Source organism: Pontibacter sp. HSC-36F09 (assembly GCF_024171605.1).
GTDB lineage: Bacteria > Bacteroidota > Bacteroidia > Cytophagales > Hymenobacteraceae > Pontibacter.
The window spans coordinates 1-12,155 of sequence record NZ_JALKAA010000009.1 but is presented as its reverse complement, the minus strand read 5'-3'; the positions used below and the strand labels follow the sequence as shown (position 1 = coordinate 12,155).

At 44.3% G+C, this 12,155-nt stretch carries 7 protein-coding genes; 6 read left to right on the top strand and 1 reads right to left on the bottom strand.

All coding sequences use genetic code 11. From position 1 onward, the window contains the following. Positions 1 to 46 precede the first annotated feature (46 nt). The 5 genes from L1278_RS18435 (at position 47) to L1278_RS18415 (ending at position 4,767) form a co-directional block, all read left to right on the top strand. On the top strand, positions 47 to 619 hold the full coding sequence (locus L1278_RS18435; RefSeq protein ID WP_253406499.1) for a WcaF family extracellular polysaccharide biosynthesis acetyltransferase: 573 nt from the start codon (positions 47 to 49) through the stop codon (positions 617 to 619). A gap of 10 nt (positions 620 to 629) precedes the next feature. Continuing rightward, positions 630 to 1,475 (top strand): glycosyltransferase family 2 protein, encoded by an 846-nt coding sequence (locus L1278_RS18430; protein ID WP_253406498.1) that lies wholly within the window; start codon positions 630 to 632, stop codon positions 1,473 to 1,475. 226 nt (positions 1,476 to 1,701) lie between these two features. Then, complete coding sequence (locus L1278_RS18425) at positions 1,702 to 2,988, top strand: WcaI family glycosyltransferase (RefSeq protein WP_253406497.1); 1,287 nt, start codon at positions 1,702 to 1,704, stop codon at positions 2,986 to 2,988. A gap of 93 nt (positions 2,989 to 3,081) precedes the next feature. Continuing rightward, positions 3,082 to 4,017: a GDP-L-fucose synthase gene (locus tag L1278_RS18420; RefSeq protein WP_253406496.1), complete on the top strand. Its 936-nt coding sequence runs from the start codon at positions 3,082 to 3,084 to the stop codon at positions 4,015 to 4,017. 60 nt (positions 4,018 to 4,077) lie between these two features. Beyond that, entirely contained in the window at positions 4,078 to 4,767 is a 690-nt protein-coding gene (locus tag L1278_RS18415; protein ID WP_253406495.1) for a porin family protein, read from the top strand. 682 nt (positions 4,768 to 5,449) lie between these two features. Here the strand turns inward: L1278_RS18415 and L1278_RS18410 are convergent. Beyond that, positions 5,450 to 5,695 carry a hypothetical protein gene (locus L1278_RS18410; protein ID WP_253406494.1) on the bottom strand — a complete coding sequence of 82 codons (246 nt, stop codon included), beginning with the start codon at positions 5,693 to 5,695 and terminating at the stop codon, positions 5,450 to 5,452. A 445-nt stretch (positions 5,696 to 6,140) separates the two neighbouring features. On the opposite strand from L1278_RS18410, the gene L1278_RS18405 reads away from it, so the two are divergent. After that, the coding region (locus L1278_RS18405) for an Ig-like domain-containing protein (protein ID WP_253406493.1) at positions 6,141 to 12,155 on the top strand (6,015 nt) is incomplete at its 3' end.

Genomic DNA, 12,155 nt, shown 5'->3' with positions numbered 1-12,155 from the left:
GCTATTAAGGCGTAATGTTATCGATTTATTTTTTGACTAGTAGCTCATGCATAATCAGGATACTTTGACAGGCGCTTCGTTTTCTTTAAAAAATAGGTTCGTAAGAGTATTATGGAGTATAGTTGTGATACTCTTCTTTAAGTTCTCTCCCAAACCCTTTCACGCGTGGAGAGCTTTCCTGTTACGACTGTTTGGTGCTAAAGTAGGAAGTGGTGTGCATGTATATCCCAGAGTCAAAATCTGGGCACCCTGGAATCTTGAACTTGCGGATGAGTGCGGTATCGGGAGTGGGGCTAATCTCTATTCTATGGGCAAAATTACTATAGGGCGTCGGGCTGTTATCTCACAAGGCGCACATCTGGTTACCGGTACCCATGACTATACAAAAGCAGGTTTCCCTCTAATTACAATGCCAATTCATGTAGGAAATCATGCTTGGATAGCAGCAGAAGCATTTATTCATCCTGGTATTACTATTGGTGAAGGGTGCGTTGTAGCAGCTCGCTCTGTAGTTACCAAAAACATGCCTCCTTGGATGGTATGTGGCGGGCATCCATGCACAACTATCAAAGAAAGAGTCCTAGAGGGTAGGTTAGAAAGCATAGTAATTGGGACATAATTTAATAAATATGATTTCAATAGTTGTTCTTACAAAGAACGAGGAGCTCGATTTACCTCAATGCCTATCTTCCTTGACCTGGTGCGATGACGTGCACGTGCTGGATTCAGGAAGTACTGATAGAACGTTAGAAATAGCGCAAGAATTTGGTGCGAATACCAGCTTTCATACTTTTGATAGCTTTGGGAAGCAAAGGAATTATGCCTTAGATTGTTTAGACCTTCGCTATGAGTGGGTATTGTTTTTAGATGCTGATGAGGTCGTGACAGAAGGCTTTAGAAGAGCTGTACTCAATGCTGTAGAAAACGCTACCCCTGATGTGGCTGGATTTTACTGTTGTTGGAAAATGATGCTTGAAAATAGGTGGCTTAAGCATTGTGACAATTTCCCAAAATGGCAATTCAGATTATTACGTAGGCACAAGGCAAGGTTTATAGATTTTGGTCACGGGCAAAAAGAAGGAGAAGTTGACGGACGTATAGAATACATCAAAGAACCTTATCTGCATTATAGCTTCTCTAAAGGCTGGTATCAATGGGTTGAAAGGCACAACTATTACTCAAATCAAGAAGCCATTGCGCGCCTTCATTCACCTCCACCCTTAGGCAACATCTTCTCCAGGCATGCTAGTGTTCGTAACCCCGCTCTAAAGTCCTATCTTAGCAGGGTTCCAGGTTGGCCTATATTGCGCTTTATACAGGCCTATGTTTTAAGCTTTGGATTTATAGAAGGTATCCCAGGCTTAATATACTGTATCAATATGAGCTATCATGAATTTTTAATTCAAATCAAGATGAGAGAATTAAAAAAAAGCGGGAACATAGTAGCAAAGGATTTAGTGCATCCCAATGTGTAAAATATTTCAGTTTAAAGTGAGTTGAATTTGTTGAATACTGCTATGATAGCTGCTTGATTCATTAACATTTCCTAATAAGTGTTCCGTAAGGCATTTGCCAATCAATCTAAATCTCTACTGCATTAAAGAAAACCATATACGATAAATGACTTTTTTTATAAATATTTAAACTTTAATACGATAGGGTTTAATTTTATTCCGTAATAATATTATTGTGGAATAGCTTATGAAAAAATCTATTTTATTGATTGGTTACAATTATTCTCCTGAGCCTACAGGTATAGGAAGATACAGTGGAGAGCAAATTCAGTGGCTGGCACAAAATGGCTATAACTGTACTGTGCTTGCGTCGTATCCATATTATCCATACTGGAAAGTACAGGAGCCTTATAGTAAGAATAGTTTTTGGTACAAAAAGGAGGTTGAATGCTTTGCCTCAGGTGGTAAGATAACTGTTCACAGGTGTCCAATGTTTATTCCTCAGAAGCCCTCCGGTGCCACCAGAATACTTCTCGATTTTACCTTTTTTGTTTCAGCACTTCTTAGGCTGTTACTTCTATTGCCCGAAAAGAGGTTTGATTTTGTTATTACAATCTTGCCTTCTGTTAGCCTTGGTCTGCTTGGTATAATCTACAAGAAAATAAGAGGGGCAAAGCTTATCTGTCATGTACATGACCTGCAAATAGAAGCTGCCAGGGACTTAAAGATGATAAAATACGAGAAGGTAATCCAGGCGCTTTTTAAACTGGAAAAATACATTTTCGATGAGTGCGATACAATCACCTGTGTAGGAGAAGGTATGGCTAATAAAGTCAAAATAAAAGCTGCCAAAGATGTATGCCTATTTTTTAATACGACGGATTTGAATGAGTATTATCCATTAACAAATAGGGAACAGTTGAAAAAGCTGTATGGCTATCAAGCTACTGATAAAATCATACTTTACTCAGGTGCTATCGGAGAAAAGCAAGGTATAGAAGCAATTTTATATGCTGCTGAGGCAAATGCAGGAAACAAAGATTTAAAATTTGTTATATGTGGTTCTGGACCTTACAAGGAAAGACTACAAGATATAGCAGATGAAATGAACCTACAAAATCTTGACTTTTTGCCCTTACAGCCCTTAGACAAACTTAATCAGTTTCTAAATATGGCTGATATCCATTTAATTATTCAAAAAGCTAATGCGGGTGATCTGGTAATGCCTTCCAAGCTAAATACAGTACTTGCTATAGGTGGCCTTGCTGTGGTAACAGCTAATAAAGGTTCAGGTATGCACACACTTATTGAAAGGCACAATATGGGCGTATTGGTAGAGGCTGAAAATCAGCAGGCTTTGAATGAAGGTATACAGAGAGCTATAGCTGAAGACGCATCTGAGTTTGCCAGCAATGCAAGACATTATGCTGAAATGCACCTTTCCATAGATAAAATAATGCACAATTTTGAAGAGTCTTGTTTGGCTTTCAAGTATGCTAAGCAGCATGCCATGAGTCAGTCATTAGCCAATTAATCAAACCATAATATCGAATTTCTGTCTCTTAAAGAATGGGTTAAATATTAATTACATATATGATAAAGCAATAGTGTATTTAATTGTTTAAAAATGGAAAAAGCAGATAAAATCTATGTAGCTGGGCATAAAGGTATGGTTGGTTCGGCTATAGTAAGAAAGTTACGACAGGACGGATACAACAATATTGTACTCAAAACTTCTCAAGAGCTTGATTTGAGAAACCAGCAGATGGTGAACAATTTCTTTGAGTCTGAAAGGCCTGATTATGTTTTTTTGGCCGCAGCGAAAGTGGGAGGGATAATAGCAAATAGCACGTTCCGGGCTGAGTTTATTTATGATAACCTGATGATTCAAAACAATGTCATTCATGCTTCCTACCTATACAATGTTAAAAAGTTAATGGTTCTAGGATCTTCCTGTATATACCCTAAGCACTGCCCACAGCCAATGAAAGAGGAATATCTCTTAACAGGAAGTATAGAGCCTACAAATGAACCTTATGCTATTGCAAAAATTGCCGGTATTAAGCTTTGCGATTTTTATAGGGAACAGTACGGTTGCAATTTCATATCTGTTATGCCTACTAATATCTATGGTCCGAATGATAATTATGATTTACTAAATTCTCACGTGCTGCCTGCATTGATGAGAAAGTTTATAACGGCAAACATCAGAGGCGAACGCTCTGTGATGATATGGGGAAGCGGTACACCTAAGCGAGAGTTTCTACATGCCGATGACTTAGCTGATGCTCTTTTATACCTGATGAAAACTTATAATGAAGCAGGTGTCATCAACATAGGTGTTGGCGAAGACATTAGTATTTTGGAATTGGCAAAATTAGTGCAGCAAGTTGTCGGATATGATGGAGAAATATTAACAGACCCTAGTAAACCAGATGGTACGCCTCGTAAGCTAATGGATGTATCCAAGCTCTCGTCTCTGGGCTGGAAAGCTAAAATATCATTAAAAGACGGCATTCGCAATGCTTATGATGAGGTAAAAGACAGGCATTGGGTATCATAAGCCCTGATAATTTGTTGCCGCGCTTGCAAAGTAACTATATCACAATCTAACTTCAGGTACATGTACTATGTGATAGCCTCCCTGTTACTTATCTCTGTTAGTTTTCCAGGTGTTCTCAAAGGATGTGATATAGTCGACAATAAAAACCAAGCCTTTGTAAACCAGCTACCTAATTCTCTCTCAGATGCCACACCTGATTTGGAGGAAGATCGAAAGGTTAGGTTTGGTTTAAAGCTAGGAGCAGGGGTGTCCAATATGAACTTCAATAAGAGTTTTCCCAAACCTACACTTCACGTAGATGCAACACGAGGCGTAGGAGGTGTGGTTGGATTACTTATAGAAGTTCCCGTTTATCAAAAGTTTTTCCTTCAACAGGAGTATCTATACACTCACCTGACTGGTAAAGCAAAGGGAGAAGGGCTCACATACATCCTTGGCTATCTCTCTCTACCCGTAATCATAAAGTATAGAGCAACTCCGAGGCTTTCAGTCGGTATGGGAGGTCAGTTTGATTTACTTTTATACGCAAAGGAGCGCTATGAAAGTACCTCTACAAACATAATTCATGAAACTGAAGAGAGAAATATTGGAATTGCTGTAGGCATGGATTACAGATTAACCGACAGGGTAAGTCTTGATGCCAGATTCATGCATGGCATCAATCATATCGGTATGACACAGAAGAAAACAAATCAAGAGTTTAAGCTGGAGTTATTTCAATTTTCTGTTGTTTTAAAGCCATTCAAATAAAATGACAAATCCAATTGACATCAACAGTTGATTTCGGCATAAATCTCTCCAAATCAGGTCTAAGACCTTTCTTAAGCCTCAAGTATTGATTACATAACATTTTAAACACTCTTCTTACGGTGATTGATGTTGAGATTTAATTAATAAGTTAGACAATACAATTAAAATACCGATAACCACTGTATATCTAATTTCTAACCTATCGCTTACCTTCTGATTGTCACCGTTCACCTGTTAATTTCAAACCTTAACTAAGAAGTTAAAATATAAATTACACAATTTATATTTGTGTCTATCTAATAATAAATATTCACCGTAAAGATATTTATTGATTTTGTTATATAAATTAATATAATCTAAATATTTTATATTGATTTACTACCACTCTTCAAATTGCAAATGAATAGCATTAAGGATTATATCTGTTTGCTATCCCAATAATGCAAATAAATAGTATTTTCTAATTTTCCACAGATAACTAAATGGGGACAAGCAAATCAATTCCCGTCTATAGTTATGTTGAATTTAACTTTTCATACGCAGCCTTAGGTTTCATAAACTGCTTTGAAGCCTTGCTATATTAAAACAGTCTACTTATGAACATGATATTTACAACTACCGCTTTCAAGAAGCATCTCCTATTACTCCTGATTGTTTTCTGTTCCATATATGTTGCCTCTGCTCAACTGAACGATAACAACTCTGGTTCAGCATCGTCTCTGGAGCAAATCTCAGAAATCAAGCTATTTAAATCAGCCTTTCTAAAGAGTGCAGATAAAATAGGGAGTGGGACGGTAATGGCGTCCCATTCTTCTTCAGAAAAAAATTTTCCAGGTTCAGTAAGAGCTAGCGTAGCTTTAGGAAATGACTTATCAATGCTTGAGAGTTCTACTTCCTTAGCTTCTGTTGCCGGCAGCGGTGAGTCCATACTTTTAATTAGTTCTGCTTCCAACAAATTTAGCCATTATACTTCCGAGATATTGACAGCGGAGGGACTAAACGGGTTCAGTAGTGCTGATATAACTGCTGTCAATGCAGCTATGTTGAGCACCTACGATGTAGTAATAGTAGGCAACATACCACTTTCTGATTCACAGGTAACTATGCTTATTGACTGGACAAGTGCAGGCGGGGTGTTGATAGCACTCAGACCTGATGCCAGGTTAGCCCCAATGATGGGTTTGCAACCAGCAGGCGGAACACTCGCTAACAAATACTTACTGGTGCATACATCCACCGGTCCAGGTAAAGGTATAGTCAACCAGACGATACAGTATCAGGGAGCGGCAGATTTGTATCAGATAAACGGGGCCACTAAAATAGCTACTTTATATTCTAACGCTACCACAGCGACAACTTATCCCGCAGTTACAATGCATAAAGTTGGTGACCAGGGTGGTACAGCTGTTGCCTTTACATACGATTTAGCAAAATCAGTCATTTATACGCGGCAGGGTAACCCAGAATGGGCAGGTCAAAAGAGAGATGGCCAAGCCGGACCTATTCGTTCCGACGACCAGTTTTATCCTGACTGGATTGACTTGAGTAAAGTTGCTATTCCGCAGGCTGATGAGCAACAACGTCTGCTAGCCAATATTATCACACTGAACTCCCGCAAACCTATACCTCGCTTTTGGTACTTACCAAGGGGACTCAAGGCCGCGGTTGTCATGACAGGGGATGACCACGGTAACGGTGGTACAAAGGCACGTTTCAATCAGTACCTTCAACTCAGTACTGATAATAGTGCGGAGGCTGTAGCGGACTGGCGCGCAATCCGTGGCACATCCTACATTTACCCTAACACGCCTTTAACTGACGCAGAGGCGAGAGCGTTTGAGCAACAGGGGTTTGAGATTGCGCTACACCTTACGACTAATTGTGAGAACTTTACCCCAACCTCTTTAGAGCGGGACTTAGCAAATCAACTTGCTGAATTCAAAGCACACTATCCTAGCGTGGCAGCACCCTCTACAAACCGAACGCATTGTATTGCTTGGAGTGACTGGCACACGCAGCCTAAATTAGAGGCGCCTAAAGGTATAAGACTGGATGCTAACTACTATTACTGGCCAAGCCCTTGGGTGCAGGATAGACCCGGTATGTTCACGGGCTCCGGTATACCAATGCGTTTCGCTGATTTGGATGGAGGGCTTATTGATGTATACCAACTCACGACTCAGATGACGGATGAGTCTGACCAAAGCTTCCCTTTCACTATGGACCAGCTGCTGAACAAGGCTTTAGGTTCGGAAGGGTATTACGGTGTGTTCTGCGCAAATATGCACACAGACGCAAGCAGGTCAGACGGGTCAGATGCAATCATTGCATCAGCAAAATCGCGGAACGTACCTGTAATTTCTTCCAAGCAGTTATTAGCTTGGCTAGACGGTCGCAACGAGTCTTCCTTTAGCTCCATGACTTGGAATGGTGGGGAACTAAATTTCTCGGTGAATGTAGCCAGTGGTGCAAGAAGCTTGCAGGGAATGTTACCAATGACAGATGCAACTGGCCGTCTGATAAGCTTAACTGTAAATGGAGCAAACAAGCCATTTAGAGTTGAAATTATCAAAGGCATAGAGTACGCTTTCTTTGAAAGCACAACAGGCAATTATGTTGCTGTTTATGACATTGATGCACTTCCGAATCAAGCACCGGTAGTGAATATCACCTCACCGAAAGCTACAGACAGTTTCACAGCTCCTGCCTCCATTACCATCACAGCCAATGCTTTGGATTCTGATGGAACGGTGAGCCTGGTAGAATTCTTTCAGGGACAAAACAAAATAGGGGAAGACAGTAACGGCAGCGATGGCTGGAGTTTTGCCTGGAATGATGTAGAATCAGGCGATTATGAAATTACGACGAAAGCCACAGATAATCTGGGAGGGACTACGGTCTCCGGAACGGTAACTGTGAAGGTGGAAGCTGTTTGCCCCTGCACAGTGTTCAAACCTTCTGCTGCCCCAACGGGAGCATTAGCAAACGATAACCAAGCATTGCAGCTAGGCATGAAGTTCCGCGCCTCCGTGGACGGCTTCGTGACGGGAGTGCGCTTCTACAAGCAGGGCGGCAACACAGGCACCCACACCGGGCAGCTCTACAGCGCCACCGGCTCCTTGCTGGCCTCGGTGGTGTTCAGCAACGAGACCGCCTCGGGCTGGCAGGAGGCATCCTTCGCCTCTCCGGTGTTCGTCACGGCCGGTACTACCTACGTTATATCTTATCACACTAATTCTGGCTATTATTCAGCAACAGATAATTACTTTACCCAAGCTGTTGTGAATGGCCCTCTTACTGCTTTACAAAATGGAGCTGTAGGATCCAATGGGGTTTATAGCTATACCAGCGTACCTGCGTTTCCAACTAGCAGCTATCAGGCTAGTAATTATTGGGTAGACGCTGTCTTCAACACAGCAGCGACTCCGGGTAATCAAGCGCCCAGGGTCAGCCTTACATCCCCTGAAGACGAGGCTACATTTGTAGGACCAACTACAGTAAACCTTACAGCTGTTGCCTCAGATCCGGACGGTAATATTGTGAAGGTGGAGTTCTACAGTGGTGCAGCCAAACTAGGGGAGGACACAGATGATAGCAACGGATGGAGCTACAGTTGGGAGAATGTACTGGCTGGGGCATATACCTTAACGGCCAAGGCCATAGATAACAGTGGTGCTACCACTACTTCCGCTGTCGTGAACATCACGGTCTCCGGGCCTGTTAACACTGCTCCGACAGTGGCAATCAGTTCCCCTACAGACAACGCATCCTTCACGGTGCCTGCCTCTGTCATCATCACAGCCTCTGCCTCTGATTCCGATGGCAGCGTAGCAAAGGTGGAGTTCTTCCAGGGAGAGACGAAACTAGGAGAGGACACCGACGGCAGCGACGGCTGGAGCCTGGTCTGGAATGAGGTAACGGCAGGGGCCTATACCCTGACGGCCAAAGCTACAGACGATGCTGGGGGCACTGCTATATCCGAAATAGTCAATGTTCGTGTTACAGCAGCATGTCCTTGCTCGGTGTTTCAGACAAGCGATGTTCCAGGTAATAATTTATATGACGATGGTCAGGGGCTTCAGATGGGCATGAAGTTCCGCGCCTCCGTGGACGGCTTCGTGACGGGCGTGCGCTTCTACAAGCAGGGCGGCAACACAGGGACCCACACCGGGCAGCTCTACAGCGCCACCGGCTCCTTGCTGGCCTCGGTGGTGTTCAGCAACGAGACCGCCTCGGGCTGGCAGGAGGCATCCTTCGCCTCTCCGGTGTCCGTCACGGCCGGTACTACCTACGTTATATCTTACCATAGCAGCGAAGGAAAGTATTCCGCCACAAATCAGTTTTTCAATCTGGCCATAAATAGAAGTCCTCTCACTGCTCTGGCAAATGGTGAGGATGGCCCTAATGGATTATACCTTTACTCAGGCTCGCCGACGTTCCCTACAGAAAACAACAGCCAGTCAGCAAACTATTGGGTTGATGTGGTATTCCATGATGTGCCGCCTTTGGGTAACAAACCGCCAGTTGTATCCATATCCACTCCAGAGGACAACGCCATCTTCACGGCGCCTGCCTCTGTCATCATCACAGCCTCTGCCTCTGATTCCGATGGCAACGTAGCCAAAGTAGAGATTTTCCAGGGGGAGACGAAGATAGGAGAAGACAATGACGGCAGCGATGGCTGGAGCCTGGCCTGGAATGAGATAACGGCAGGGGCCTATACCCTGACGGCCAAAGCTACGGACAATGCCGGTGCCATAGCTGTATCCTCAGGTATAAACATTACAGTGAATGATCCGGTGAACCAATTGCCGGTGGTGGCAATAACATCTCCAGAAGAGGGAGCAGCATTTGTGGCCCCGGCCTCTGTCACCATCACAGCCTCTGCCTCCGACGCAGACGGAACGGTCTCTAAAGTAGAGTTCTACAATGGCGAAGTAAAATTAGGTGAGGTAACGGAGAGCCCATATTCCTACACATGGAATAATGTAGGTGTTGGAACGTATCAACTTAAGGCAGTAGCCACTGATAATTCTGGCGCTTCAGCAATTTCCTCAACAGTTAGTGTAAATGTCTCTGAGCCTGCCAACCAATTGCCTGTAGTCGCAAACGCAATAGCAGACCAAAGTGCCGCAGTTGGTACTGCATTCAGCTTTACGTTTGGATCAGATGTATTCTCAGACCCGGATGGCGACCCATTAACTTATACAGCTGGTCTGTCAGGAGGGGAACCGCTTCCTGCCTGGCTGACATTTGACGGAGCTACGCGTACCTTCAGTGGCACACCTCTCAGTGATACCCAGGCTTCTATCAACCTTGAAGTCTCGGCGCATGATGGAAGAGGGGGTATGGTCAGTGATGTCTTTGTACTGACAATCAACCTTCCGGAAAACCAGCTGCCTATAATATCGATAACAAGTCCTGAAGCGGGAGAGGCCTTCACTGCACCCGCCTCAGTTAAAATAGTTGCTTCGGCTACAGACCACGATGGCACAGTAGCCAAGGTAGAGTTCTACAATGGGGAGATTAAATTAGGGGAGAAGTCAGCGAGCCCCTATGAGTTCACCTGGACGAATGTGCCTGCAGCGTCATACCAGATAACCACCGTAGTTACTGACGATAGAGGTGCTGCAGTGACCTCTTCTGCCGTAAATATCACGGTGACTGAGACGGTCAACACTGCACCTACAGTTACGATAAGTTCCCCAGCTGATAACACCACCTTCACGGCGCCGGCCTCTATTGCAATCAGTGCAACTGCAGCTGACGCAGACGGTACAATAGCTCGTGTGGAGTTTCTTAATGGAGAAACGAAAATTGGAGAAGCACTGACTAGTCCATATACCTTTACCTGGGAAAATGTGGCGGAGAATTCTTACCAACTCAGAGCTAGAGCAATTGATGATAAAGGTTTAGTTACTACTTCAGAGCCCGTTAATATCACTGTTTCCGCACCCGTCAACCAGTTGCCAGTGGTGAGACTGACTGCACCTGCGAATAACGCTTCCTATACGGCTCCGGCTACAATTGCTATCGCCGCTACGGCTACCGATTCTGATGGCACTATCTCCAAAGTAGAATTCTACAGTGGTGAGGATAAGTTAGGAGAGGCATTGGCTAGTCCGTATTCCTTTACTTGGAGTGGAGTGGCCATTGGTACCTATCAAATCACTGCCGTGGCTACTGACAATGCTGGCGCGGTTGTTATTTCATCTCCTGTGTCAGTTGTGGTAAATCCGCCTGCTAACATGGTGCCAGTAGTAGGAATAATTTCTCCAAAAAATGGTGCTGTCTTCACCTCCTCATCAGATATTCCCATTACTGCTGAAGCATCTGACACAGACGGAACAGTAGCGAAAGTGGAGTTCTACCAAGGTGAAGTCTCTCTAGGAGAAGACAATGATGGCAGCGATGGCTGGAGCTTGGTTTGGAGAGGTGCGACGACGGGAGACTATACCCTGACGGCCAAAGCTACGGACAATGCCGGTGCCATAGCTGTATCCTCAGGTATAAACATTACAGTGAATGATCCGGTGAACCAATTGCCGGTGGTGGCAATAACATCTCCAGAAGAGGGAGCAGCATTTGTGGCCCCGGCCTCTGTCGCCATTACAGCTTCTGCCTCCGACACAGACGGAACGGTCTCCAAAGTAGAGTTCTACAACGGAGAGGTTAAGTTGGGAGAAGACTTGGACAGTCCGTACGAGTTTAGTTGGAACGGTATATCAGTGGGAACATACTCTTTGACTGCTAGAGCAATTGACGATAAAGGAGCTAGCACAGTTTCAGGCGCAGTTCAGGTAACAGTTACTGCACCATTGAACAATCCACCTGTGATTGCAAATGCAATACCTGATCAAAGCGCAATAGTTGGAACAGCATTTAACTTTACTATTGCCTTAAACACCTTCTCAGATCCGGATGGAGATCCCCTCTCTTATACAGCAAATCTGTCAAATGGAGGCATGTTGCCTTCCTGGTTGAGCTTCAATAGAGGAACCCGCACATTTAGTGGTACTCCTCCTGTAAGTGCCCTAGCATTGTATTCAGTAAAGGTATCTGCGGCAGATGGAAAAGGTGGGGAAATAAGTGACATCTTTGATCTGAGTATAAATCAACCGCCAGTCGGTAGCCAACAAGTGATTAGCTTTACGTTGGTGAACGCCAACAACGAGCGGGACGTGCTGACGATTGAGGACGGGGCGGTGATTAGCCTGGCATCGCTGCCGAGCAGCAAGGTCAACATCCGGGCCAACACCTCACCGGGCACGGTGGGCAGCGTGCGGCTAGAGTTGAGCGGCACCCAGAGCAGGACCTACACCGACAACAAAGTGCCCTACGCCCTGTTCGGCGACAATGGTAACGGCAACTACTACTACGGCAACTGG

Coding starts and splice junctions, on each gene's coding strand:
- L1278_RS18435 (WP_253406499.1), top strand. CDS start 47: ATGCATAATCAGGATACTTTGACAGGCGCTTCGTTTTCTTTAAAAAAT.
- L1278_RS18430 (WP_253406498.1), top strand. CDS start 630: ATGATTTCAATAGTTGTTCTTACAAAGAACGAGGAGCTCGATTTACCT.
- L1278_RS18425 (WP_253406497.1), top strand. CDS start 1,702: ATGAAAAAATCTATTTTATTGATTGGTTACAATTATTCTCCTGAGCCT.
- L1278_RS18420 (WP_253406496.1), top strand. CDS start 3,082: ATGGAAAAAGCAGATAAAATCTATGTAGCTGGGCATAAAGGTATGGTT.
- L1278_RS18415 (WP_253406495.1), top strand. CDS start 4,078: ATGTACTATGTGATAGCCTCCCTGTTACTTATCTCTGTTAGTTTTCCA.
- L1278_RS18410 (WP_253406494.1), bottom strand. CDS start 5,695: ATGGACTCACCGCTGCCGGCAACAGAAGCTAAGGAAGTAGAACTCTCA.